Here is a 24,036-nt window from a genome sequence, read left to right on the forward strand (position 1 = left end):
GATCATGCTCAGCCGCGTCTTCATCGATCGTCCCATCTTCGCCTGGGTCCTTGCCATCATCGTCATGCTGGCGGGCGTCGGCGCGATCATGGGCCTGCCCATCGCGCAATATCCCGACGTCGCCCCGCCCCAGGTGTCGATCCGCGCCACCTTCCCCGGCGCGTCGGCCCAGACGCTGCAGAATTCAGTCACCCAGGTCATCGAACAGCAGCTGACCGGCATCGACGGGCTGCTCTATTTCCAGTCGTCCTCGTCCAGCCGCGGCTCGGTGACGATCACCGCCACCTTCGCTAAGGGCACCGATCCCGACATCGCGCAGGTGCAGGTCCAGAACCAGGTCCAGCAATCGGTCGCGCGCCTGCCGCAGCAGGTGCAGCAACAGGGTCTGGTCGTCCGCAAGTCGAACCCCGACTTCCTGTTGATCGCGGGCGTCTATGACGAGACGAACCGGATGACGAACCAGGACGTCGCCGATTATCTCGTCTCCAATCTCCAGGATCCGCTGGGCCGTATCCAGGGCGTCGGCGACACCAACGTCTTCGGTTCGCAATATGCGATGCGCATCTGGCTGAACCCGCAAAAGCTGGCCTCCTACCAGCTGATGCCCTCGGACGTTACGACCGCCATCCAGAACCAGAATACCGAGGTCGCGGCGGGCGAGGTCGGCGGCACGCCCTCGGCAACGACGCAGATGCTGAACGCCACCGTGACCTCGCAGTCGCGGCTCCAGACGCCCGAGCAGTTCCGCGAGATCATCGTCAAGACGCTGAACAACGGCGCGACCGTCAAGCTGTCCGACGTGGCGCGGATCGAGCTGGGCGCGGAAAGCTATGCCGCGGTCAGCCGGATCAACCAGCATCCGGGTGCCGGTATCGCCGTCCTGATGGCGCCGGGCGCCGACGCGCTGAAGACCGCCGAACTGGTCAAGGCCGAGATCACCCGCGTCGCCAAGGGCTTCCCGCAAGGATTGAAGATCGCCTACGCCAACGACACGACCGCCTTCATCAAGCTGTCGATCGACGAGGTGGTCAAGACGCTGGTCGAGGCGATCATCCTCGTCGTCATCGTCATGTTCGTCTTCCTGCAAAGCTGGCGGGCGACGCTGATCCCGACGATCGCGGTGCCGGTCGTGCTGCTGGGCACCTTCGCCATCTTCTATCTGGCGGGGTTCTCGATCAACACGCTGACCCTGTTCGGGCTGGTGCTGGCGATCGGCCTGCTGGTCGACGATGCGATCGTGGTCGTGGAGAATGTCGAGCGCCTGCTCGAGGAAAATCCCGACATGACCCCGCGCGAGGCGACGATCGAGTCGATGAACGAGATCACGGTCGCGCTCGTCGCCATCGCGCTCGTCCTGTCGGCGGTGTTCCTGCCGATGGCGTTCTTCGGCGGGTCGACCGGCGTCATCTATCGCCAGTTCTCGATCACCATCGTCTCGGCGATGATCCTGTCGGTCGCGGTCGCGATCATCCTGTCGCCAGCCCTGACCGCCAGCCTGCTGAAGCAAAAGGCCAAGGAGCATGAGGACGGCGCATGGCTGGAGCGCAAGGCGCCCCGCGTGGCGCATGTCCTCCAGCGGGCGAAGGACGGGTTCAACACCCGCTTCGACTGGATGGTCGGCAAATATGTCTCGGGCGTGCGCACCGTCGTCGACCGCAAATGGCTGTTCCTGCTGATCTATGCGGGCGTCGTCGCACTGCTGGCGGTGCTGTTCCTGCGCCTGCCGACCGGCTTCCTGCCGACCGAGGACCAGGGATCGGCCATCGTCCAGTTCCGCCTGCCCGCCGGTGCGACCCAGGGCCGCACCATGGAAGTGCAGCGGCAGGTCGAGCAATATTTCGCCCAGCATGAGGGCAAGAACGTCAAGGTCCTGTTCTCGGTTTCGGGCGGCGGCGGTGGCGGCACCAGCGGCCAGAACACCGGCCAAGGCTTCATCAACTTCGTCGACTGGGCCGACCGCAAGGGCAAGGAGAACAGCGCCGACGCCATTACCGGCCGCGCCTCCGCCGCGTTCCGCGGGCTTCGCGATGCGCAGGTCTTCGCGCTCGTGCCCCCCGCCATCCGCGGTCTCGGCCAGTCGGACGGCTTCACCATGGAGCTTCAGAATATCTCCGGCATGCCGCTGGACAAGTTCGAGGCGGTGCGCGACCAGCTGCTCGCCAAGGCCAATGCCGACCCGATCCTGGCCTCGGTCCGCCTGACCGAGCTTCCCGACATCGCCACGCTGCGTGTCGATCTGGACCAGCAGAAGCTGTCCACGCTGGGCCTGACGCAGCAGCAGGTGAACTCGACCCTGTCGACCGCCTGGGGCGGGCAATATGTGAACGATTTCATCGATCGCGGCCGTGTGAAGCGCGTCTTCGTCCAGGGCGATGCGCCCTATCGCTCCGAACCCGAGGACCTGAAGCAATGGTTCGTGCGCGGGTCGAGCGGCCAGATGGCCCCCTTCTCGTCCTTCTCGACGATCAACTGGGGCGTCGCGCCGACCACCCTGTCGCGGTTCAACGGCATCCCCTCCTATGAATTCCAAGGATCGGCCGCGCCCGGCTACAGTTCTGGCGACGCGATGAAGCGAATGACCGAGCTGGCGGCGGAAATCCCCGGCACCTCGATCGCCTGGGCAGGCCTGTCCTATCAGGAACGGCTGTCGGGCGGACAGGCGCCGATCCTGTACGGCCTGTCGATCCTGGTCGTCTTCCTGTGCCTCGCCGCGCTCTATGAAAGCTGGTCGATCCCGTTCGCGGTGCTGCTGGTCATTCCGTTGGGCCTGATCGGCGCGGTCGCCTTCGTCACGCTGCGCGGGCTGACCAACGACGTCTATCTCCAGATCGGCCTGCTGACGACCATGGGGCTGGCGGCGAAGAATGCGATCCTGATGATCGAGTTCGCCGAACAGGCGGAGAAACAGGGCAAGCGCGTGATCGACGCCGCGCTGGAGGCCGCCAAGATCCGTCTGCGGCCGATCCTGATGACCAGCTTCGCCTTCATCTTCGGCGTGCTGCCGCTCGCCATCTCGACCGGCGCGGGCGCGAACAGCCGTATCGCCATCGGCACCGCCGTGATCGGGGGGATGCTGACCGCGACGGTGCTCGCGATCTTCTATATCCCGCTGTTCTTCGTGCTGGTCCGCCGTTCGGTCCGCAACGGCCTGGCGCGACTGCGGGGCAAGCCGATGAGCGAACATGGCGCGGGGCATCGCCCCGCCCCCGAAGGCGGAGCGGAGAAGGCCTGATGCGTATCCTGTCCCCCCTGCCTGCTCTGCTGCTGACCGCCACCGCGCTGTCGGGCTGCTCGCTGGCCCCGAAATATGAGCGGCCCGCGACGCCGGTGCCGCCCTCCTGGCCGGTCGGCGACGCCTATCTCCGCCAGTCGGAGGCCGCCCTGCCCACGGTGCGCTACAGCGACATCTTCCGTGACGCGCGGTTGCAACAATTGATCACCCAGGCGCTGGCCAACAATCGCGACCTGCGCGTGGCGGCGGCGAACATCGCCTCCACCCGCGCACAATATCGGATCCAGCGCGGCAGCCTGTTCCCTCAGGTCGATGCGACCGGCCGCTACAGCTATACCGAACGGGGATCGAGCGGTGCGGGTTCGCAGGCGATCGGTGGCGGTACGGGCACCGGCGGCACGGGGACGGGAAGCGGCACGGGAACCGGCACCGGGGGTGTCGGAAACGGCACGGGCGGGACCGGCGGCACGGTCGTGACCGGCGCCAATGGATCGGGCAGCGCCTGGTCGGTCAATCTCGGTACGACCGCCTTCGAACTCGATCTGTTCGGCCGCATCCGTTCGCTGACGGGCGCGGCGCTCGACCGTTACTTCGCGACCGAGGCGGCGGCGCGCGCGACTCGGCTGGCGCTGGTCGGTGACATCGCCGATGCCTGGCTGAATTACGGTGCGGACCAGAGCCTGCTCGCCATCGCGCAGCAGACCGCAGCCAGTGCCGAGCGCAGCGTCACGCTGACCCGCGCCCGGCTCCAGGGCGGCATCTCGCCGCGTACCGACTTGCGTCAGGCCGAACAGGTGCTGGCGACGGCGCAGGCAGACCTGGCGCTCCAGAAGACCGCCGTGGCGCAGGACGTCAACGCGCTGCAACTGCTGGTCGGCGCGCCGATCGACACGGCGCTCCTCCCCCGCTCGATCGAGGAAGCCGCCCCGACCGTCGCGACGCTGCCAGCCGGGCTGGATTCGGGCATCCTGCTGCGTCGTCCGGACGTGGTGCAGGCCGAATATCTGCTGCGCGCCTCCAATGGCCAGATCGGCGCGGCGCGGGCGGCGCTGTTCCCGCGCATCTCGCTGACCGGACTGGTCGGCTTCGCCAGCACCGCGCTGACCTCGCTCTTCTCGGGCGGCAGCTTCAACTATTCGGTCGCCCCCTCGGTCAGCTACCCGATCTTCCAGGCGGGAGCGGGAATCGCCAACGTCCAATATTCGCAGGCCCAGCGCGACGCGGCGCTCGCAACCTATGAAAAGGCGATCCAGACCGCTTTCCAGGAAACCGCTGACGCCCTCGCGCGGCAGGGCACGATCGACGACCAGCTGGGCGCCAATCGCCGCTTCCTGAACGCCGCGAGCGACACCTATCGCCTGACCGAGGCGAGCTATCGCGGCGGGGTGACGCCGTTCCTGAACACGCTGGATGCGCAGCGATCGCTCTATTCGGCGCAGCGGACGGTGGTCGCGACGCAGCTGACGGCGGCGAGCAACCGGGTGACGCTCTATCGGGTACTCGGCGGGGACTCGCTGCTGGAAGCGACCGCCAATGGACCGGTGGCGCTCGGCCCCGGCAATTAGGCGACAGGGCTACCCTCACCTTTCCGACCTACTTGAGGGAGGGTCGGAAGGATGAGAGGCTTCGCGTTTAATCCTGCTTCGGACGAACAGCGCCGACCGCGTCGCGACCGAATTGCACGATCATCTCGCCGATCTCGCGCGCCTGCGACATGGAGCGGTTGCCCTGCTCGCGCAGGAACTCGGTCTGGATGCGCATCACATCGCCCAGATCCTTGGCCGACGCGGCCGAGCGCATCGCAGCGAAGGCTTCGCGCGTGTTGGTCTCGGCCTGTTCCAGCATCTTGAGCGTGACCTGCGAACCGCCCTCGGCCATCTTCTGGCCCGAGGCCTGCATCGCCTCGCCCGCGCCCTTCATCCGGTCGGTGAAGGCGCCCGCGCCCATATCGCCACCGATCGCGCCCGCGCCGCCGCCTGTTCCGATATCCTCGGCCATGTCCGTCTTCTCCTATGGTTATGCCCGTATCGGTTGAACCCTCGGAGGGTTCAGGAGTTGCACGGCGTTACCGCCGTGTCCGCAAAGTTCACGATCCGGTCCGAACGTGACTCAAAGGCGCGTGAAATACCCGTTCAGGATCGTGATCATCTTCTCCGTCGCATGCAGATGGCCGTCGTCACGCCGTTCGACCCACCCGCGCGCCAGCAACAGCTTGATCCAGCGTCCACCGACCTGGCCGCTCGGCGACAGCCCGGCCATCTCCAGCAGCGCGGCGTCATTCTCCTGCCCCTCGGCGTGAAAGACGGCGAGCGCGATCTCCCATGCCGGATCGCCGAACATGTCGGCGTCGCCCCCGGCGATCGCGCGAACCTCCTGATGGTGCTTCAGGATCATCGCGGCGCATTCGCGCGGCGTCGCCACGCGCGGCGGACGCGGCACGGGGACGCCGCTCGCATCGCCCGAAATGGCCTGGATGCGCGCCTGCACATCCGCCATCACGGCCGCGAAGCGCCCGAAGCTCGCCCGGTCCTCGGCGGGCCAGTGCAGCAGTCGCAGATCGCCGTTCATCGGATACCCCGCCATGGCAGCGACCAGTCGGGGTCCGTGCCGTATCGCGCCAGCCTGATCCGGTGCCGCAGCACCCCGGCCGCCAGCAGCAGCAGCATGGGATAGGCCAGCTTGCCACCCGCCTGGGCATACATCCATGGCATCAGCGCGGTGTCGAACCCCTTGACCCCGTGAATCCCGACCGCCAGCAGATGCAGCGCGGCCAGCCAGAGCGGCCAGAAGCGATTGGCGAGCAGCGCGACCGCCATCAACCCGCCCATCAGCGCCACGTCGATGACGAGTTCCAGCGTCTCGACGCTGCGGAAACTGGTGGAGGGATCGAACGGCAGCACGATTGTCGCCACCGAGGCGCAGAGCAGGATGACCGCCGTCGCCCGCTCCGGCCAGCCGCCCAGCGCCAGCGCATAGAGGCAGACCAGCCCCTGAAGGATGTTGAAGACATAGATGTGCGTCACGGCGTGCCCCGCTGGCCAGGATGGGAGAAAGACACGCCGCGTCGCGCCGGGATCAGGCGGCCGCGCGCAGCGGCAGGGCCTCGACGATACCCGTCGTCTGGGGCGGCTTGGGACGGTTGTCGCCATATTCGTCCGCATCGAAACCGATGGTCTGGCCGACCTTTTCCAGGATCCGGTGGCTCTGCACCGCATGGCCGCGCGCCTGGCCGATCGCCATCATCGCCTGGCCCAGCATCTCGAACGCATGCTGGCCGACCACCGCGGACAGCCGCGCTTCTGCCCGCGCCCGAGGCAGCGCCATCGCCAGTTCGCCCGCCGTGGCGAATGCCGTGTCGAGTTCGTTTTCCAGCTTCCACAGGAGCTTGGTCACCTGAAGAGCCGCTTCATGTTCCGTCGTCATCGCCTGTGCCCCCTGATTTTTCATCCATGCGCGCCGGGCGGCATGGAGGATGGTCATCCGGCAAGGTGCGTCAAACGTCCGATCACCCGGGTCATCACGTCGAGTCCCGTCGCCAGCATGCCGAAGCCGATGGCGAGTGCGACGGCGATCGTGGGAACCCAGAGCAGCCTTTCGGCCATGCTCATGTCGTTGCGTGTCTGCCCTTGCCGCCGGACGGGGAGAGACAAGCGGGGCGATGCGTGGACATGGCCGTCCTGCACCGCCCCGCCGACCGTACTCCCATCCGGTGCCATCGGAAGTGGCACGGGCGGCGGCTCGGGAACCAGCCCCGTAGAATCGGGTATGATTTTATGCGGGGTAGCTTCTACTTGTTCTTCAATAACTTGGCCGATCGACTGAATGTCCGCCTGGGCCTCGTGATCGGCCAGCGCCATCGCCGCTTCGCGCCGGTTGCGCGCGCCGAGCAGCCGCACCGCCTCGGCCAGATAGCTGTCGACGGTCGACTTTCCCAAGCCGAGTTCGGTGGCGATTTCCTTCGAGCCCTTGAGCGCCTTGACCCCGCGAAGACATTCGCGATGGCGGCGGGTAAGCAGGGCGAAGCGTTCGGGCGTCATCTCATTTTCCGGTCGCGCCGGATATCGGTCCAGCCATCACGCCTGCCCTAGCCGGATGGACAGCGGCTCGCCAAGCCGTTCCGTCTCCGATGCGGGGGCTTTGAGCCATTAATAATCAGGGTTAACCGCACTCTGCATTTCATCCAGGCTGGTCAGTCCTTCCGGGGCGGCACGTGAATCGCTTCGATCGAATCGAGCGCCTGGAGCAGGTCGTCGAACGCCGTGTCCTCATGCACGGGAAAAGAACGGCGGAATCCCGAACCCAGCACGTCCAGGTCACGCTGGGTCAACAGGCCGACCGCCACGATCGGATCGGGACGGCGAGCGTCCTTGCGCGGTGGATGGGCGGTCATATCCGCCACCGCCAGCGCGGCTCGGCGAACGCACGCCCGTCCGCCGATCCCGTCCGCCCCGAAGGGGCATATAAGATGGCCGACCGTTCATTCTTCAGGGCACGCATGGTCCGAACTCCATTCATGATCATCTGAACCCGCTATCGACCATGGCTGTTCCACGCATTTTCAACGCGTGCGACCAGCCGCCCGCCGCGCTCCGCCCCGGGCGGCGTGGTGGATCGGGACCGGCCCGAAGTTGCGAATGGCTTTCACTGCGCTGCACCCTTCCCTGTCGGGCAACCCCTTGCTAAGGCCCCTTGCGTCAACCGGAGATTTCCCCGGCGCGCCCGCTCGCGGCTGCATGCTGCCGTGTCCCACTGGGCGTGCCCGGCTCGACCATGAAGGGACGCCCATGACTGCGATAGGCCAGGACAGCCTGAACACCCGCTCGACCCTCGACGTCGACGGCAAGAGCTATGATTATTACAGCCTCGCCAAGGCTTCCGAGCAGCTCGGCGACATCAGCCGCCTGCCCTTCTCGATGAAGGTGCTGCTGGAGAATCTGCTGCGTTTCGAGGACGGCAAGACCGTCACGCGCGAGGATATCCAGGCGATCGTCGACTGGCAGAAGACGCAGCGTTCGGACCGCGAGATCCAGTATCGCCCGGCCCGCGTGCTGATGCAGGACTTCACCGGCGTGCCGTGCGTGGTCGACCTCGCCGCGATGCGCGACGCGATCACCAAGCTGGGCGGCGATGCGGCCAAGATCAATCCGCAGGTCCCCGTTCACCTCGTCATCGACCACTCGGTCATGGTCGACGAGTTCGGCACGCCCCAGGCGTTCGAGGACAATGTCGACCTCGAATATCAGCGCAACATGGAACGCTATGAGTTCCTGAAGTGGGGATCGAAGGCGCTCGACAATTTTTCGGTCGTTCCGCCGGGCACCGGCATCTGCCACCAGGTGAACCTGGAATATATTGGCCAGGCCATCTGGTCGTCGACCGAAAGCGGCGAGCATGCCAAGGGTGGCGCGACCATCGCATACCCCGACACGCTGGTCGGCACCGACAGCCACACCACGATGATCAACGGCCTGGGCGTGCTCGGCTGGGGCGTCGGCGGGATCGAGGCGGAAGCCGCGATGCTGGGCCAGCCCGTGTCGATGCTGATCCCCGAAGTCGTCGGCTTCAAGCTGACCGGCAAGCTGCAGGAAGGCATCACCGCCACCGACCTGGTGCTGACCATCACCCAGATGCTGCGCGCCAAGGGCGTGGTCGGTCGCTTCGTCGAGTTCTACGGCCCCGGCCTGTCGTCGATGACGCTCGCCGACCGTGCGACGATCGCCAACATGGCGCCCGAATATGGCGCGACCTGCGGCTTCTTCCCGATCGACGACAAGACGCTCGACTATATGCGCCTGACTGCGCGTTCGGACGAGAATGTCGCGTTGGTCGAGGCCTATGCCAAGGCCAACGGCTTCTGGCGTCATGACGATGCCGCCGACCCCGTCTTCACCGACACGCTGGAACTCGACATGTCAACGGTCGTGCCGTCGCTGGCGGGTCCGAAGCGTCCGCAGGACAAGGTCGTCCTCACCGAGGTGGACGACGTGTTCAACGCCGACCTCGCCAAGGTGTACAAGAAGGACGCCCCCGCGCGCGTCGCGGTCGATGACCGTGGCCATGACATCGGCGACGGCGACGTGGTGATCGCCGCGATCACAAGCTGCACCAACACCTCGAACCCGAGCGTGCTGGTCGCCGCCGGTCTGGTCGCGCGCAAGGCGAACGCACTGGGCCTGAAGCCCAAGCCCTGGGTCAAGACCTCGCTCGCCCCCGGCAGCCAAGTCGTCACCGACTATCTCGACAAGGCGGGCCTGACCGCCGATCTCGACGCGATCGGCTTCAACTTGGTCGGCTATGGCTGCACCACCTGCATCGGCAATTCGGGTCCGCTCGCCGAGCCGATCTCGAAGGCGATCAACGGCAACGACATCGTCGCCGCTTCGGTCCTGTCGGGCAACCGCAACTTCGAAGGCCGCGTGTCGCCCGACGTGCGCGCCAACTTCCTCGCCAGCCCGCCGCTGGTCGTCGCCTATGCGCTGAAGGGCACCGTCACGCAGGACATGCGTGAGACGCCGATCGGCCAGGGCAAGGACGGCCAGGACGTCTATCTGAAGGACATCTGGCCGACGAACGAGGAAGTCCGCACCCTGATGGATGCGAACATCGACGACGAGATGTTCCGTTCGCGCTACGGCAACGTCTATGCGGGCGACGCCAAGTGGTCGGCGATCGAAGTCACCGGCTCGGACACCTATGCCTGGCCCGCCGCTTCGACCTATGTCGCCAACCCGCCCTATTTCGAGGGCATGGAGATGACGCCGAAGCCCGTCACCGACATCATCGAGGCCAAGCCGCTCGCCATCCTGGGCGACTCGATCACCACCGACCACATCAGCCCGGCCGGTTCGATCAAGGCCGACAGCCCCGCAGGCACCTTCCTGCAGGAGCATCAGGTCGCCAAGAAGGACTTCAACTCCTACGGCGCGCGTCGCGGCAACCATGACGTGATGATGCGCGGCACCTTCGCCAATATCCGCATCAAGAACGAGATGGTGCCGGGTGTCGAAGGCGGCATGACGAAGTATGACGGCGAAGTGATGCCGATCTATGACGCCGCGATGCGTCACAAGGCCGATGGCACGCCGCTCGTCATCGTCGCGGGCAAGGAATATGGCACCGGATCGTCGCGCGACTGGGCGGCGAAGGGCACCAACCTGCTCGGCGTGCGTGCGGTCATCACCGAGAGCTTCGAGCGTATCCACCGCTCGAACCTGGTCGGCATGGGCGTCCTGCCGCTGCAGTTCGCCGAGGGCGTGACCCGCGAGACGCTGAAGCTGGACGGCAGCGAGAGCTTCACCATCCAGGGCGTGGCCGGTCTGCGCCCGCGTCAGGATGTCGAGGTGATCCTCGCCCGCAAGGACGGCTCGACCGAGACCTTCCTGACCAAGTGCCGCATCGATACCGTCAACGAGCTGGAATATTTCCTGAACGGCGGCATCCTGCAGTATGTGCTGCGCAACCTGGCGGCGTAACACCCGCTAGAGACGCGAAGAGGCCCGTCCGGAGCGATCCGGGCGGGCCTTTTTGTGTCACGCGAAGCCGCGATGGCGCGAAGGGAAAAAAGAGTTGTTCGCGCGGAGACGCGGAGGCGCGGAGAGACAGGCCGCGCGGCAGCGCGCACAGATCATCGACAGCTCGAGAATAGAGGGCCGCTGGCGCGGCAAGGGCGAATTCTCCGCGTCTCCGCGTCTCCGCGTGAACCATCCTTCTTCGCGTCATCGCGGCTTCGCGCGAACGAAGTTCCGGGCTCTTCCCCGGCAACGGCGGGCATCATGTCACAGGTTTTGCAGCAACGCCTCTTACACGAGAGGAATGGGATCAATCCGCCCGCTTCAGCTTGCGCAGCGCCGTCTCACGTTCCAGCCGGTCGAGCAGCGTCTCGATCGACTCATCCTGTCGATCGGGCAGCGGCAGGGCGGCTCCCTGTATCTCGGGCGCAGGCTCGCGCATGGGCGGGATCGGCATCGGTTCGGACGGAGCCTGACGCATGGGCTCGCGTGGCGTCGACAGGATCGCATCCGGGTCATAGGCCGAAAGCGGCTGGTCGAGATCGGCAGGCAGCGTGCGCTCGACCGTATCGTCCTCGACCGGCGGCGGCGGCGCGCCCAGTTCGGCGGCGTTGAGCGGGCGGCGTGGCGGCGCATCCGGGTGTCGATCCGAGCGGCGGACCACCGGCACATAATCCTCGTCGTCTTCAGGCACGCGCCTGGCACGCCGGGCGAGCAGACCGCCCGGCCCCCAGAGCAGATACGCGGTCGCCCAGGTCACCGACCCTGCCCCCAGCCCTGCGACCAGCGCAAGCAAGATACGCGCCTTCATACCCAGCGGCGGACGGGCGGCGGCAAGGATATCGCCCAGGCTCAAGCCCGCGACCAGCGAATTGAGCCGCCATTCGGGCGCGATCATTGCCAGAAGCGCAAAAAACAGCCCGACGGCCCCGCCGATCCAGGCAGGTCCGAAGCGTCGTTGAGGGGGCATGGCGGTGAAGGTCATGGGTCTATATCTTCGCCCCGTTTAGCAATCGGTGGTAAACAGGTTCGTAACGCCGGATGTTCGACGCCCAATTCCGTTCCCTTTCAACAAAATCCCGGCCCGCCGCCCGTCGCGCGTCCCAACCGCCACGATCGGCCAGCAGGGCGGCCAGCGCATCGGCGATCGCGGTCGGGTCGTCGGGTGCGAACAGGGTGCCGGTCCGCCCGTCCTCGATCAGCTCGCGATGCCCGCCGACATCGGACGCGGCGACCAGCTTGCCCTGCGCCATCGCCTCCAGCGGTTTCAGTGGTGTGACGAGATCGGTCAGTCGCATCTTCTTGCGCGGATAGGCGAGGATATCGACCATGCTGTAATAACGCTCGACCTGCTGGTGCGGCACCCGTCCGACAAAGCGGATCGCCGCCGCCACCGGCGAGCTGTCCGCCTGGGCGCGCAGCGCCGTCTCCATCGGCCCGCCGCCGACCAGCAGCAGCCGCGCCTTGGGTCGCGCCGCCACCAGTCGCGGCATCGCGGCGATCAGGTCGTCCAGCCCTTCATAATCATAGAAACTGCCGATGAAGCCGATCACCTCGGCATCGGCAAGGCCCAGTTCCTCGGCCAGCACGGCATCGCGGGCGAGCGGCTGGCCGAACAGCCCCAGGTCTACGCCATTGGGAGACACGATGATCTTGTCCTGCGGCAGCCCGCGCGCGATCAGGTCGCCGCGCAACCCTTCGCAGATCACCGCGATCGCATCGGCCCGCCGACAGGCCCAGCTTTCCAGCGCGCGGGTCACACGGTAGCGGGTGCTGCCTGCCGTCCCCGTGCCGTTGCCGACCGCGGCATCCTCCCAAAAGGCGCGAATCTCATAGACCAGCGGCAAGCGCCGCCGCCGGGCAACGGCAAGCCCGGCCAGCGCATCGAGCACGGGCGAATGGGCATGAAGGATATCGGGCTTGAAGGCCGTCACCGCCCGGTCGATCGCCCGGATATGCGCAGCCAGCCCGGCGGCCTCGCCGACCAGTCCCCCGCGCATCGCGACCGGCGTTCGATAGAAGGTCAGGCCGTCGAGCGTTTCGACGGCGGCATCCCCTGCCCCCTGTCGCCCTCCCTGCCGAACACCCGTTACCGCCGCGACGTCATGCCCCGCCCCCTCCTGCGCCTTCAGGATGGCGCGGGTGCGAAAGGTATAGCCGCTTTGCAGCGGCAGCCCATGGTCTAGGATATGCAGGATACGCATCAGCTTACGACCTGTCATGCCAGCCCTTAACGCCGCGTCAACCGCCGGTTTATAAGCAGGTCGCGGTAGTGGCGTTAAGGGTTTGAGGACACGGGCGATGATCGACAGCTTTGCCCTTCTCCTCACCCATGGCCTGATGCTGGTCGCGGCATGGCGGCTGGTCGGACGGCGCGACCTGGACCAGGAGGGCGATATCGGCCCCGCCGCGAGCCGGCATGGCCGGAAGCCCACGACCAAGCGGCGTCTCGACAATGCGTGACCTGTTCCTGATCGGATTTCTGTTCAGCCTCTTCGCGCTGGGGCTGCGGCGGCCGTTCCTGATGGTGCTGGCCTATATCTATATCGACATCGTCTCGCCCCAGCGGCTGACCTATTATCTGCTCAACACCGTGCCCATCTCGCTGATGGCGGTCATCGCGGCGGTCGGCGGCTGGGCCTTGTTCGATGACAAGCGCGACAGCCGGTTCACCGTGCGGCAGGGCGCGATCCTGCTGCTGCTGGCCTATTGCGCGATGACCACCTTTTTCGGCGCCGACTTCCCCACCGAGGCGAGGGAGAAATGGGACTGGGTGTGGAAGGCGCTGGCCTTTGCCATCTTCCTGCCGCTGACCCTGCGCACCCGGCTCAGGATCGAGGCGCTGCTGCTGTTCATGATGCTGTCGGTCGCGTCGATCGTGATCGTCGGCGGGATCAAGACGCTGTTTTCCGGCGGCGGTTACGGCGAGCTGAACCTGATGGTCAGCAACAATGCCGGGCTGTACGAAGGGAGCATCATCTCGACCGCGGCGATCGCGGTCATCCCGATCATCCTGTGGTTCATGCGCTACGGCACGGTTTATCCGCCCGACTGGCGGGTGCGGGCGTTCGGCATCGGGCTGATCTTTGCCTGCCTGCTGATCCCGGTCGGCACCTCGGCGCGGACGGGGCTGTTGTGCATCGGGCTGCTCGCCATCCTGATGCTGCGCGATGTGAAGCGGCGGCTGCTCTATATCGGCATGCTGGCGGTGGCGGGCATGGCGGTCGTGCCGCTGCTTCCCTCTTCCTATACCGAGCGGATGAACACGATCCGCAGCTATCAGGGGGACGAATCCGCCTCGACCCGGCTGGCGGTGTGGAAATGGACGCTGGGCTATGCCGCCTCCAACCCGTTCGGCGGCGGGTTCGACGCCTATCTTCAGAACAGCTTCCGCTACGACCTGACCGTGGTCGAGGGATCCGCGCACGACAAAAAAGTCGAGCGAAAGGTCACCACCGACCGCGCCCGCGCCTATCACTCCAGCTATTTCGAGATGCTGGGTGAACAGGGCTGGCCGGGGCTGTTCCTGTGGCTGGGCATCAACATCGCGGGACTGTTGCGGATGGAGGCGCTGCGACGGCGGTATCGTCAGGCCGACGATCCGCTGCACTGGGGCGGCCAGCTGGCGGGTGCGCTCCAGCACGGGCATATGATCTATCTGCTCGGCGCGGCCTTTGTTGGAATCGCGTACAACCCCTTCCTCTATCAGCTGATCGCCGCGCAGATCGGGCTGGATACCTATCTGACCCGCAAGTCCCGCGAGGATCGGGTCAAACAGGTGCCCGGTCGTCGCTCGCCGTCCAAACTCAGCCCGCTCAAAACCGCCGCGCGGTCGGCGTGATTCCCGCACCCAGGATATTGCCCCGGATCACCAGCGGCTCGCCCGACCAGTTGCCGACAAAGACCGGCTTGAAATCGACGCCGGGCGCCAGGCGGGCGCGGTTGTTCTCGACCATCAGGCCCGACGAGTCGTTCTTGGCCCCCTCCGGCGCGACGGTGATCAGCGTCGAGTGGTTGTCCTTGTCGCGGCCGAAAACGAACTCGTTGCCCGCGATCCGGCCCTTCGCACCGTTGGACAGGTCGATCATATAGTTGGTCGCGTGGCCCTTGCTGTCGTCGAAACTGCTGTCCAGCACCTCGACATAGGGTGCGCGGGTCTTGACGTAATGGCCGCCCTGCCCATGCTCGAAACGGCAATTTGTTACGCGTAAGGACTTGTAGCGCCCCATATAGATGCCGTGCGCGCCATTGCCGGTCGGGTCGTGGCCGAGCCCTGAAAAGGTCGAATGGTCGACGGTGACGGTGCCATTGGGGTCCTCGGCCGACAGGATGCCCGACTGGCTGTCGAGGAACATCGCGTTGCTGACCGCCAGCGGCCCCTTTTCGATGCGGATGCCCGCGCCATTGCCGTCGCCGACCTCGATATGGCTGAAGACAATGCCCTGGACCGAGGCGCCGCGCCCCCGCAGGACCAGCGCCGCCTTCCCCTCGCAGGCGATGCGGGTGAAGATGACCTTGCCCGGCTCGGTCGCGACGTACGCAATCCGCCCCGCCCCCTGGATCGCGCATTCGCGGTAGGTGCCCGGCGCGATGCGGATCGTCCCCTCGCCATCGCCGATCGCGGTGACCGCCGCCTGCAGCGTGGCAAAGCCGCGTCCCCCGACCATGAAGGGCTGGGCGCTTCCCTGCGCGAGGGCGGCCGCCGACGTCATGCCGAGAAGTAGGAGCGGAACCAGACGCATGGGGTCATCCTGGAAAAAAAGAACGGACGCCGCATCCTGCCACGCATGGGCACAGGATGCGACGCCCGTGAGCGTCCCGTGACGGGATAAAGGTTTAGGCCTCTTCGGTCTCGTCCTCGTCGGCCAGTTCCTCTTCCAGCGCGGTCAGGATCGCCCGGTTGAAGGCGGGGATGTCGTCGGGCTTGCGGCTGGTGATCAGGTTGCCATCGACCACGACCTCCTCGTCCACCACATCCGCGCCCGCATTGGACAGGTCGGTGCGGATCGAGGGGTAGCTGGTCAGGCGGCGACCGTCGATCACGTCCGCCTCGGCCAGCAGCCAGGGACCGTGGCAGATGGCGGCGACGATCTTGTCGTCCTCCATGAACTCGGTCACGATCTCGACCGCGCGCTCGTTCAGGCGCAGCTTGTCGGGGTTGCAGGTGCCGCCGGGGATGACCAGCGCGTCGTAATCGTCGGTGTCGACCTCATCGACGGTCAGGTCGGGGGTCGCGGTCTCGGCCTTGTTGATATCGCCCTCCATGCCCTGGATCGGGTCGGACTTGAGCGAGGCGAGCTGCACCTTGGCACCTGCGGCCTCGAGTGCCTTGCGCGGTTCGAAAAGCTCGACGGTCTCGAAGCCGTCGGCGGCGAGCATCAGGACGCGTGCCTGGGAAAGATCGGCCATGATGGAAAACTCCTGTCGGGAAATACCTCGGGGGAAAGGCCCTTCCAGAACCCGCGACCGCATCGGCCGTTCCGGAACGAAGCGACCGGCGGCGCATTTGCAAAGATGACCCGAGAGAGAGCGATGGCCACCCGTCTAGTCTATTGCGATGATAGCAAACCCGGCATCACCCGGACCAAGGTCCGGGGCAAATGGATTTATTGGACCACCAGGGGCGAGCGGATCACCGACACGGACGAGATCGACCGGCTGAATCGTATCGGCCTGCCACCCGCATATAGAGATGCCTGGTTCTGCCCGCGCGCCAATGGCCATATCCAGGCGGTCGGCTGGGACGAGAAGGGACGCAAGCAATATCGCTATCACGCCGATTTCCGCGAAGCGCAGGAAGCGGCCAAATATGAACGCTGCGCCGCGTTCGGCCACGCGCTCCCCACCTTGCGCAAGCGGGTCGAGGCGGACCTGAAGAAGCGCAGCCTGTGCAAGGAGCGCGCGGTCGCCGCCGTCGTGCGGCTGCTCGACAACGGCCATATCCGTGTCGGGAACGAAGCCTATGCCGCGACCAACAAGAGTTTCGGCGCGACGACCCTGCGCAAGCGGCACGGCCAGGTGAAGGGCACGACCCTGCGCCTGCGCTATCGGGGCAAGTCGGGCAAGATGCGCGACATGACACTGACCGACCGTTCGCTCGCCAGCTTCGTGAAGCGGTGCCAGGATCTGGACGAGCAGCATCTCTTCGCCTGGGTCGACGACGAGGGCGCGGCCAATGCGGTCACGTCTTCCGATGTGAACGCCTATATCCGCGAAGCCACAGGCTGCGACTTCACCGCCAAGCATTTCCGCACCTGGGCCGCCAGCGTCGCCGCGTTCGAGGCGCTGGCGCTGGCCGAAGCGGACCTCAGCCTGAAGGCGATGCTGGAGCCGGTGGTCGAGAAGCTCGGCAACACGCCCGCCATCGCGCGCAAATCCTATGTCCACCCCTCGCTGATCGCGCTCGTCAAGGACGGGCAGGCGGCGTTTCGCAAGACCCTGCGCCTGCCGCGTGCACGCGCAGGACTGTCCCGCATCGAATGCGGGCTGATCGCATTTCTGGAGGCCGGAACCCCGGCCAGCAAGGCGGCCTGACCGCCTCTCAAGTTCAAGGAGTCCCCATGGCGAAATCCTCGCCCAAGGCGCCGATCTTCGACGGCTCCCGCATTCCCGACCAGGTCGGCGGCATTATCGACGCCACCTCCTGGTGGGTGCAACATTACTGGCTGAAGGTGCTGATCGCGATCGGCTTCGGCGCGGTCATCGTGCTGGCGCTGCTCTGGGTCCGCAGGCTGGGCGACCGCTTGTGCGGCCGTCCGGGTTTCGCAGGCGGATGGGGCGTGATCCTGGGCCATGCCATCGCGCGGACGAATCTGTTCTTCATCGTCACGCTCGCCGCCCAACTGGTGTCCGGCTATGCGGGCGCGCCGGGCGAAGTCGCCCGGACGATCAGCTTCCTGTTCACCATCGCCAGCACGTTCCAGGCGGCGATCTGGGCGCGCGAGCTGATCCTGGGCGCGATCGAGCATCGCACCCAGTCGGAACATTATTCGGGAGAGGCGCTGCTGTCGGCCATGGGGCTGATCCGGCTGCTGGTGACGGCGGTGCTGTTCGCGGTCGCGCTGGTCGTCGTGCTCGACAATCTGGGGGTCAACGTCACCGGCCTGGTCGCGGGTCTGGGCGTCGGCGGCATCGCCATCGGCCTGGCCGCGCAGGGTATTTTCGGCGACCTGTTCGCCGCGCTCGCCATCATCTTCGACCGGCCGTTCCGCCGCGGCGACAAGATCGCCTATGACAATACGACCGGGATCATCGAGGCGATCGGCCTGAAATCCACCCGCATCCGCGCCTTTACCGGCGAACTCCGCATCATCTCGAACCGCAACCTGCTGGACAAGGAAATCCAGAACCAGACGGTGCGTCACCATGTCCGCCTGTCGCTGACCATCGGCGTCGCCTATGAAACCCCGCCCGAGACGCTCGCGCGGGTGCCGCAGATGCTGACCGAGATCGTCGAGGGAGAGGGCAGCAAGGTCGCCCGCGCCAGCTTCGAGAGCTTCGGCGCGTCGAGCCTGGACTTCGTGCTGCAATTCGACGTGCCCGGCGACGACTGGCCGACTGCGCACGCCACGCGCAACCGGGTGCTGGTCACGCTGATGAAGCGTTTCGCGGCGGAGGGGATTTCCATCCCCTACCCCACCCAGACGACCTATACCGCCGCGCCGGATGGGACGCTGGTCATGCCCTATCCCCAAATCCAGCCAGTCGAGGTGCATCAGGCCAGCTAGAGCATGACGACATCCGCTTGATCGACCCCTCCCCTTCAGGGGAGGGGCTAGGCTTGGTTCGATCCTAGGTCATCATGCTCTAATCCTCCCCTGCAAGGGGAGGAAAGACTCAGATCCCGCCTTCGTCCAGTGACAACAGCGTGGCGTTGCCGCCCGCCGAAGTCGTGTCGACCGACACCGCCCGCTCGGCGCAGAAGCGGTACAGGTAATGCGGACCGCCCGCCTTCGGCCCGGTGCCCGACAGGCCCTCGCCGCCGAAAGGCTGGCTGCCTACCACCGCGCCGATCATCGAGCGGTTGATATAGAGGTTGCCGACCGCCGCTTCCGCCTCGATCACTTCGCCGGCGCGGGCGATGCGGCTGTGCAGGCCCATGGTCAGGCCGTAACCCTTGGCGTTCACCTTCGCGATCGTCTCGGACAGCGTGCCCGCTTCCCAGGTGGCGACGTGCAGGATCGGGCCGAACCATTCCTGGGTCAGGTCCTCCACGCGGTCGAGCCGGATCAGCGTCGGCGGCACGAACAGGCCATCGGCGGGCGCATCGAGCGTCTTGATCGTCTGCGCCACCATCGACGCGCGATAGGCCATCAGCTTGTCATAGGCGGCCTGGTCGATCACCGGGCCGACATCAGTCGCCGGATGGCCGGTCGCACCGAGCACCAGCGTCTCCATCGCGCCCTTCAGCATTGCGATGACATTGTCGGCGACATCGGCCTGCACCACCAACAGGCGCAACGCCGAACAACGCTGCCCCGCCGAGCGGAAGGACGAGGTGATGACGTCCGCCACCACCTGCTCCGGCAGCGCGGTCGAGTCGACGATCATCGCGTTGATACCGCCGGTCTCGGCGATCAGCGGCACGATCGGGCGGTCGTCATCCGCCACCAGGGTGCGCGCGATCCGCTTGGCGGTGGCCGTCGATCCGGTGAAGGCGACGCCCGCGATGCGGTGATCCTCGGTCAGTTTCTGGCCGACATCCGGCCCGCCGATCGCGAGCAGCAGCGCGTCACGCGGCACCCCCGCGCGATACGCCAGCTCGACCGCCGCCTGGGCGATGGCGGGCGTCTGCGGCGCGGGCTTGGCGACGACGGTATTGCCCGTGACCAGCGCCGCGACCGTCTGGCCGAGGAAGATCGCCAGCGGGAAGTTCCACGGTGCGACCGTCGCCCAGACGCCGCGCCCTTCCAGATGCAGCGTGTTGCGCTCGCCCGTCGGCCCCGGCAGCTCGACCGAACCGAGCCGCGCCCGCGCCTGCTGCGCATAATAGCGGCAGAAATCGGCGGCCTCGCGGACCTCACCGATCGCGTCGGGGATGGTCTTGAACGCCTCCTGCACCAGGATCGCCATCAGCCGCTCGCGGTCCTGCTCCAGCAGGTCGGCCAGCTTTTCCAGCACGGCGGCACGGGTGTCGAGCGGCGTCGCGTTCCAGGCGGGGAAAGCCGCATGGGCGCGCGCGACCAGCGCGGCCACATCGGCGGTGGCGGCCACCGGCTTCACGGCAGGCGCGTTGACCGCCTTCACCGTCGCGTCGAGCGTCGCGATGTCGCTGAGGTCGATGCCGGTCGAGTTGCGATGCCCCGGCGCGAACAGGTCGATGGGCAGCGGGATGCTGGGGTGGCGCGCGCCGCCGACCGCCGCGATCTTGGCAACCGGATCGGCGAGGATCTCCGCCTCGGTCAGCCGCGCATCGGCGAGCTGGTGGACGAAGCTGGAATTCGCGCCATTCTCCAGCAGGCGGCGGACCAGATAGGCCAGCAGGTCGCGGTGGCCGCCGACCGGCGCATAGATGCGGCACTTATGGCCATGCTCGCGCACCAGCCGCTCGTACAGGCCGTCGCCCATGCCGTGCAGCCGCTGGAACTCGAAGTCGTGGCTGTTGCCCGCCCATTCCAAAATCGTCGCGACGGTCAGCGCATTGTGGCTGGCGAAAGCCGGGCGGATATTCTCGGCGGCCAGCATGTCCTTGGCGACCGCCAGATAGGACACGTCGGTCGCCGCCTTGCGGGTGAAGAGCGGATAGTCGCCCAGCCCCTCGACCTGGGTGCGCTTGATCTCGCTGTCCCAGTACGCACCCTTGACCAGACGCACGTTCATGATCCGGTCGAGGCCATTGGCCCAGCCGATGACCGCGCGGGCGCGCTTGCCATAGGCCTGCACCGCCATGCCGAACCCGTCCCAGCCCTTCAGCGCCGGGAGCGCCGCCACGCCGCCGATGATGTCGAGGCTCATTTCCAGCCGCTCGGATTCCTCGGCGTCGACGGTCAGCGCGATGCCCTTGTCCGCCGCCTGCCGCGCCAGCTGCGCCAGCATGTCGGTCAGCGCGGGCACGCACTCATAGGCACGCGGCAGTTCGTAGCGCGGGTGGAGCGCCGACAGCTTGACCGAGATCGAATGCCCCGCCGCCGGGTCGGAGCCGACCGCGTCGATCGCCTTAACATAGGCCTGAAAATAGCGCTCGGCATCCTCATGCGTCCGCGCCGCCTCGCCCAGCATGTCGAAGCTGGCGGTGAAGCCCTTGTTCTCGGGCTTCTTCATGCGGCGCATCGCTTCCTCGATGGTGCGGCCCATCACGAAGATCTCGCCCATCATCCGCATCGCGGCGCCGACTGCCTGGCGCACGAAGGGTTCGCCCGCGCGCGACAACAGCCGCTTGAGCGGCCCCGCCTCGCCTTCCCCCACCAGCGCGCGGCCGACGACCAGCCCCCAGGTGGCCGAGTTGACCAGCTTCGACGCCGAGCGCCCGGTATGCGCGCGCCAGTCCGCCTCGCCCAGCTTGTCGGCGATCAGCAGGTCGGCGGTTTCGGGATCGGGCACACGCAGAAACGCCTCGGCGAGACTCAGCAGCGCGACGCCCTCCGACGAGTTGAGGCGATATTCCTGGAGGAACTGGTTCACCCAGCCGCGATTCTGCGCCGCGCGCAGATCGGCGAGCAGGCCCGAGGCATGACCCATGATCCGCTCGCGCGCTTCCGGCGTCGCGGCGGCACGGTCGAGCAGCGGCTTCAGCACATCGGGTTCGGGCGCGCGATACAGCGATTTCATGGTCTTGCGTGCGTCGGCGGTAACGGCAGAGGTCATAGGTCTTCGTCCGGTCGAGCGGCCCGGCGCGCGGTTGGGCGCTGGCGGGTCGCATGGCTATGCTGTGATGGACCTGCGCTTAGCGGGAAAATGGGAGATTGGGTATCGTTTGATACGATGTGAGGGTCCGCGAATTGAAGTCCAATTCTTATCAGCATCATGATCACGCGGCGGTGCCTTTGCTGACGGCAGCTCGGTTTTGAGGCTTTACCGGCCAAGGGCTGAGAAATGGCCTGAGGAGGGCGCATGGTATGGACATCCATTGCAGCTATTTCGGACATTTTGGTTCGCGTCCTGGATTAAATGGCGGATGCCGAGGCCATGAAGGTTATGAGGCGGCGTTTCCTCTGGTGGGATTTCCTCGCGCAACCATCCCCGCCCTCGCATCGTTCTCCCGCCAAACCCCTGAAAGGAGAGCCACGATGGCCGATGACAGCCCCCAGGAAATCGCCGCCAAGTTCCTCGACAAGCTGAAGAGCAGCCCGTTCGTCATGATCGGCCTGAACGATGGCCAGCATTCCGAGCCGATGACCGCGCAAATCGATGACGATCAGCCGAACACGCTGTTCTTCTTCGCCGGTCGCGACAACCGCATCGCGGGTGGCGGCGAGGCGATGGCGCAGTTCGTCGGCAAGGGCCATGACTTCTTCGCCTGTCTGGCGGGCCATGTGTCGAAGGACAACGACCCGGCGCAGATCGACAAGCTGTGGAGCAATCAGGTCGAGGCCTGGTTCCCGCAAGGCAAGTCGGACCCGAACCTGACGCTGCTGCGCTTCGACATCAACTCGGCCGAGCTGTGGGAAACCGACATCTCGCTGTCGGGCCGGGTGAAGATGCTGTTCGGCGGCACGATCCGCTCGGACGAGTCGTCCAGCCATGCGGTGGTCGGCTCGGTCGCGTAAATCGCGATTACCGGAATGTAAAACGCCCGGAGGCCGAGGCTTCCGGGCGTTTTTTCGTTCTACCCCTCACGCCGTTCAGCCTGAGCGAAGTCGAAGGCCAAGGGAAACCATCAGCCACGCACGGGGCAAAGGCTATCGCGTGGCCTTCGACTTCGCTCAGGCTGAACGGAGGGTGGGATTGGGGGTTATCCGGCCCTCAACCGTTCGCCTTGATCCACTCCTCCACCACCGGGGCGATGCGGTTGCGCCACTTGGAGCCGTTGAAGATGCCGTAATGGCCGACCTTCTCGGCCATGTAATAGCGCTTCTTTTCGTCCGACAGATGGGTCGCCAGCGTCAGCGCGGCGCGGGTCTGGCCCAGGCCCGAAATATCGTCCCGCTCGCCCTCGATCGCCAGCAGGCCGATATCGGTGATCGCGCCCGGATCGACAGGTTTGCCATGATGCAGCATCTCGCCCTTGGGCAGGGCGTGGCGCTGGAACACCAGCTCAACGGTCTGGAGATAGAATTCCGCGGTCATGTCGCACACCGCGCGATATTCGTCATAGAATCGCTTGGTGGAATCGGCGCTTTCGCCATCGCCCTGGACCAGATGCTTGAACATCTCCCAGTGCGAAATCATGTGGTTGCCCAGGTTCATCGACATGAACCCGGCCAGCTGCAGAAAGCCCGGATAGACCCGCCGCCCGGCCCCCGGATAGGTCATGGGTACGGTGGCGATCGCATTCTGCTCGAACCAGGCATGCGGGCGATCGGTCGCCAGCAGATTGACCGCGGTCGGGGCTTCGCGCGTATCGACCGGCCCGCCCATCAGCGTCAGCGTGCGCGGGGTGCAGGGATGCTTGTCCGCGCTCATCACGCAGGCCGCGACGTAACAGGGCACCGAGGGCTGGCACACTGCCAGCGCATGGGCGCCCGGCCCGATTTCGGTCAGGAAGTCGATGATGTAATCGACATAATCGTCGAAATCGAACCGCCCGTCGGACAGCGGCACCAGCTTCGCGTCGCGCCAGTCGGTAATGTAGACCTCGCAGGTCGGCAGCATCCGCTGGACCGTGCCGCGCAGCAGCGTGGCATAATGACCCGACATGGGCGCGACGATCAGCAGCTTGGGGCTGTCCTCGACACCCTCACGGCGGAATCGCTTCAACTGGCCGAAGGGCTTGCGCAGCACGATCTCTTCATGGACCGCCACCTCGCGCCCGTCGATCTCGGTCTTGGTCAGGCCGAAAGCGGGCTTGCCGCGCGGCGCGGCGGCATGGGCGAACACCTCCAGCGCCGATCCCATGATCGCGCCGCCGCCCATATAGGCGAAGGGATTGGCCGGGTTCTGGAGCAGCCCCGCGCCGAAATTGGCCAGCGCGCTTGCGCCCGCCAGCATCGAGCGCTGCATTTCATAGGCGTCGTACAACATCGTCGATTCCCCTGCGCTCCGCCGGACGGAGCCGTGACTGGCGTTTGTCTATCACGAAACCGTTTGCGCATGATGACCAGAATATGGCCGATCGGTCATAGTGCCGAACCCGTGACAGGTTCATGATCTTCACCACACGCGCTGAACGCACCAAAGCGCCCAAACGATGCGTAGCAA

The 24,036-nt window shown here is 66.1% G+C and carries 20 protein-coding genes; 8 read left to right on the forward strand and 12 right to left on the reverse strand.

Annotation, left to right across the window (positions count from 1 at the left end):
* The first annotated feature begins 4 nt into the window (after positions 1 to 4).
* Both BSZ14_RS02680 and BSZ14_RS02685 read left to right on the forward strand, forming a co-directional pair.
* Positions 5 to 3,232, forward strand: a complete 3,228-nt coding sequence (locus BSZ14_RS02680; RefSeq protein ID WP_076709683.1) for a multidrug efflux RND transporter permease subunit — start codon at positions 5 to 7, stop codon at positions 3,230 to 3,232.
* On the forward strand, positions 3,232 to 4,797 hold the full coding sequence (locus BSZ14_RS02685) for an efflux transporter outer membrane subunit (RefSeq protein WP_083748054.1): 1,566 nt from the start codon (positions 3,232 to 3,234) through the stop codon (positions 4,795 to 4,797). Before BSZ14_RS02680 ends, BSZ14_RS02685 begins: the two co-directional genes overlap by 1 nt.
* A gap of 67 nt (positions 4,798 to 4,864) precedes the next feature.
* On the opposite strand, the gene BSZ14_RS02690 is transcribed toward BSZ14_RS02685, so the two are convergent.
* From BSZ14_RS02690 to BSZ14_RS02715, 6 genes are all read right to left on the reverse strand, one after another.
* Positions 4,865 to 5,230, reverse strand: a complete 366-nt coding sequence (locus BSZ14_RS02690; protein WP_076709685.1) for a phasin family protein — start codon at positions 5,228 to 5,230, stop codon at positions 4,865 to 4,867.
* Between the two features lie 111 nt (positions 5,231 to 5,341).
* Positions 5,342 to 5,815, reverse strand: coding sequence for a hypothetical protein (locus BSZ14_RS02695; protein ID WP_158069156.1), 474 nt, complete (start codon positions 5,813 to 5,815; stop codon positions 5,342 to 5,344).
* Positions 5,797 to 6,255: a hypothetical protein gene (locus tag BSZ14_RS02700; protein WP_042484774.1), complete on the reverse strand. Its 459-nt coding sequence runs from the start codon at positions 6,253 to 6,255 to the stop codon at positions 5,797 to 5,799. The genes BSZ14_RS02695 and BSZ14_RS02700 overlap by 19 nt, the downstream gene beginning before the upstream one ends.
* 52 nt (positions 6,256 to 6,307) lie before the next feature.
* A complete protein-coding gene (locus BSZ14_RS02705; RefSeq protein WP_174435505.1) occupies positions 6,308 to 6,655 on the reverse strand; it encodes a hypothetical protein in 348 nt (115 codons plus the stop codon).
* Positions 6,656 to 6,708: 53 nt separating this feature from the next.
* Positions 6,709 to 7,269, reverse strand: a complete 561-nt coding sequence (locus BSZ14_RS02710; protein WP_076709687.1) for a helix-turn-helix domain-containing protein — start codon at positions 7,267 to 7,269, stop codon at positions 6,709 to 6,711.
* Positions 7,270 to 7,421: 152 nt separating this feature from the next.
* Positions 7,422 to 7,622, reverse strand: coding sequence for a hypothetical protein (locus BSZ14_RS02715; protein WP_042484770.1), 201 nt, complete (start codon positions 7,620 to 7,622; stop codon positions 7,422 to 7,424).
* 394 nt (positions 7,623 to 8,016) lie between these two features.
* Here BSZ14_RS02715 and acnA point away from each other — a divergent pair, with 394 nt between their 5' ends.
* On the forward strand, positions 8,017 to 10,704 hold the full coding sequence (gene acnA / locus BSZ14_RS02720) for an aconitate hydratase AcnA (protein WP_076709688.1): 2,688 nt from the start codon (positions 8,017 to 8,019) through the stop codon (positions 10,702 to 10,704).
* A 346-nt stretch (positions 10,705 to 11,050) separates the two neighbouring features.
* On the opposite strand, the gene BSZ14_RS02725 is transcribed toward acnA, so the two are convergent.
* Positions 11,051 to 11,725 (reverse strand): hypothetical protein, encoded by a 675-nt coding sequence (locus BSZ14_RS02725; RefSeq protein WP_076709689.1) that lies wholly within the window; start codon positions 11,723 to 11,725, stop codon positions 11,051 to 11,053.
* Positions 11,726 to 11,729: 4 nt separating this feature from the next.
* Positions 11,730 to 12,944 carry a TIGR04063 family PEP-CTERM/XrtA system glycosyltransferase gene (locus BSZ14_RS02730; protein WP_076709690.1) on the reverse strand — a complete coding sequence of 405 codons (1,215 nt, stop codon included), beginning with the start codon at positions 12,942 to 12,944 and terminating at the stop codon, positions 11,730 to 11,732.
* Between the two features lie 97 nt (positions 12,945 to 13,041).
* Between BSZ14_RS02730 and BSZ14_RS19830 the strand changes: the two genes are divergently transcribed.
* Positions 13,042 to 13,203, forward strand: coding sequence for a hypothetical protein (locus BSZ14_RS19830; RefSeq protein WP_198930436.1), 162 nt, complete (start codon positions 13,042 to 13,044; stop codon positions 13,201 to 13,203).
* Positions 13,196 to 14,581 (forward strand): putative O-glycosylation ligase, exosortase A system-associated, encoded by a 1,386-nt coding sequence (locus tag BSZ14_RS02735; RefSeq protein WP_076709691.1) that lies wholly within the window; start codon positions 13,196 to 13,198, stop codon positions 14,579 to 14,581. The genes BSZ14_RS19830 and BSZ14_RS02735 overlap by 8 nt, the downstream gene beginning before the upstream one ends.
* On the opposite strand, the gene BSZ14_RS02740 is transcribed toward BSZ14_RS02735, so the two are convergent.
* Both BSZ14_RS02740 and BSZ14_RS02745 read right to left on the reverse strand, forming a co-directional pair.
* The gene (locus BSZ14_RS02740) at positions 14,556 to 15,482 is read right to left on the reverse strand and encodes a right-handed parallel beta-helix repeat-containing protein (protein WP_076709692.1); all 927 of its coding nucleotides are present in this window, start codon (positions 15,480 to 15,482) and stop codon (positions 14,556 to 14,558) included. The genes BSZ14_RS02735 and BSZ14_RS02740 overlap by 26 nt on opposite strands.
* A gap of 94 nt (positions 15,483 to 15,576) precedes the next feature.
* On the reverse strand, positions 15,577 to 16,149 hold the full coding sequence (locus BSZ14_RS02745; RefSeq protein ID WP_076709693.1) for a type 1 glutamine amidotransferase domain-containing protein: 573 nt from the start codon (positions 16,147 to 16,149) through the stop codon (positions 15,577 to 15,579).
* Positions 16,150 to 16,272: 123 nt separating this feature from the next.
* On the opposite strand from BSZ14_RS02745, the gene BSZ14_RS02750 reads away from it, so the two are divergent.
* The gene (locus tag BSZ14_RS02750) at positions 16,273 to 17,274 is read left to right on the forward strand and encodes a DNA topoisomerase IB (protein ID WP_076709694.1); all 1,002 of its coding nucleotides are present in this window, start codon (positions 16,273 to 16,275) and stop codon (positions 17,272 to 17,274) included.
* A 26-nt stretch (positions 17,275 to 17,300) separates the two neighbouring features.
* Positions 17,301 to 18,467: a mechanosensitive ion channel family protein gene (locus BSZ14_RS02755; protein ID WP_042484756.1), complete on the forward strand. Its 1,167-nt coding sequence runs from the start codon at positions 17,301 to 17,303 to the stop codon at positions 18,465 to 18,467.
* 109 nt (positions 18,468 to 18,576) lie between these two features.
* Here the strand turns inward: BSZ14_RS02755 and BSZ14_RS02760 are convergent, their stop codons facing one another.
* A complete protein-coding gene (locus BSZ14_RS02760) occupies positions 18,577 to 21,507 on the reverse strand; it encodes an L-glutamate gamma-semialdehyde dehydrogenase (RefSeq protein ID WP_083748055.1) in 2,931 nt (976 codons plus the stop codon).
* A gap of 458 nt (positions 21,508 to 21,965) precedes the next feature.
* Here BSZ14_RS02760 and BSZ14_RS02765 point away from each other — a divergent pair, with 458 nt between their 5' ends.
* Positions 21,966 to 22,445, forward strand: coding sequence for a pyridoxamine 5'-phosphate oxidase family protein (locus BSZ14_RS02765; RefSeq protein ID WP_076709696.1), 480 nt, complete (start codon positions 21,966 to 21,968; stop codon positions 22,443 to 22,445).
* Positions 22,446 to 22,641: 196 nt separating this feature from the next.
* Here BSZ14_RS02765 and BSZ14_RS02770 read toward each other — a convergent pair whose 3' ends face one another.
* Positions 22,642 to 23,859, reverse strand: a complete 1,218-nt coding sequence (locus tag BSZ14_RS02770) for a polyhydroxyalkanoate depolymerase (RefSeq protein WP_076709697.1) — start codon at positions 23,857 to 23,859, stop codon at positions 22,642 to 22,644.
* Positions 23,860 to 24,036 lie beyond the last annotated feature (177 nt).

This window comes from Sphingomonas sp. Sph1(2015), assembly GCF_001970915.1.
In the GTDB taxonomy this organism is placed as follows: Bacteria; Pseudomonadota; Alphaproteobacteria; order Sphingomonadales; family Sphingomonadaceae; genus Sphingomonas; species Sphingomonas parapaucimobilis.

Bases quoted from the DNA above. Each gene is read 5' to 3' on its own strand.
- BSZ14_RS02680 (WP_076709683.1), top strand. From the start codon at position 5: ATGCTCAGCCGCGTCTTCATCGATCGTCCCATCTTCGCCTGGGTCCTT.
- BSZ14_RS02685 (WP_083748054.1), top strand. From the start codon at position 3,232: ATGCGTATCCTGTCCCCCCTGCCTGCTCTGCTGCTGACCGCCACCGCG.
- BSZ14_RS02690 (WP_076709685.1), bottom strand. From the start codon at position 5,230: ATGGCCGAGGATATCGGAACAGGCGGCGGCGCGGGCGCGATCGGTGGC.
- BSZ14_RS02695 (WP_158069156.1), bottom strand. From the start codon at position 5,815: ATGGCGGGGTATCCGATGAACGGCGATCTGCGACTGCTGCACTGGCCC.
- BSZ14_RS02705 (WP_174435505.1), bottom strand. From the start codon at position 6,655: ATGACGACGGAACATGAAGCGGCTCTTCAGGTGACCAAGCTCCTGTGG.
- BSZ14_RS02710 (WP_076709687.1), bottom strand. From the start codon at position 7,269: ATGACGCCCGAACGCTTCGCCCTGCTTACCCGCCGCCATCGCGAATGT.
- BSZ14_RS02715 (WP_042484770.1), bottom strand. From the start codon at position 7,622: ATGACCGCCCATCCACCGCGCAAGGACGCTCGCCGTCCCGATCCGATC.
- acnA (WP_076709688.1), top strand. From the start codon at position 8,017: ATGACTGCGATAGGCCAGGACAGCCTGAACACCCGCTCGACCCTCGAC.
- BSZ14_RS02725 (WP_076709689.1), bottom strand. From the start codon at position 11,725: ATGACCTTCACCGCCATGCCCCCTCAACGACGCTTCGGACCTGCCTGG.
- BSZ14_RS02730 (WP_076709690.1), bottom strand. From the start codon at position 12,944: ATGCGTATCCTGCATATCCTAGACCATGGGCTGCCGCTGCAAAGCGGC.
- BSZ14_RS19830 (WP_198930436.1), top strand. From the start codon at position 13,042: ATGATCGACAGCTTTGCCCTTCTCCTCACCCATGGCCTGATGCTGGTC.
- BSZ14_RS02735 (WP_076709691.1), top strand. From the start codon at position 13,196: ATGCGTGACCTGTTCCTGATCGGATTTCTGTTCAGCCTCTTCGCGCTG.
- BSZ14_RS02740 (WP_076709692.1), bottom strand. From the start codon at position 15,482: ATGCGTCTGGTTCCGCTCCTACTTCTCGGCATGACGTCGGCGGCCGCC.
- BSZ14_RS02745 (WP_076709693.1), bottom strand. From the start codon at position 16,149: ATGGCCGATCTTTCCCAGGCACGCGTCCTGATGCTCGCCGCCGACGGC.
- BSZ14_RS02750 (WP_076709694.1), top strand. From the start codon at position 16,273: ATGGCCACCCGTCTAGTCTATTGCGATGATAGCAAACCCGGCATCACC.
- BSZ14_RS02755 (WP_042484756.1), top strand. From the start codon at position 17,301: ATGGCGAAATCCTCGCCCAAGGCGCCGATCTTCGACGGCTCCCGCATT.
- BSZ14_RS02760 (WP_083748055.1), bottom strand. From the start codon at position 21,507: ATGAAATCGCTGTATCGCGCGCCCGAACCCGATGTGCTGAAGCCGCTG.
- BSZ14_RS02765 (WP_076709696.1), top strand. From the start codon at position 21,966: ATGGCCGATGACAGCCCCCAGGAAATCGCCGCCAAGTTCCTCGACAAG.
- BSZ14_RS02770 (WP_076709697.1), bottom strand. From the start codon at position 23,859: ATGTTGTACGACGCCTATGAAATGCAGCGCTCGATGCTGGCGGGCGCA.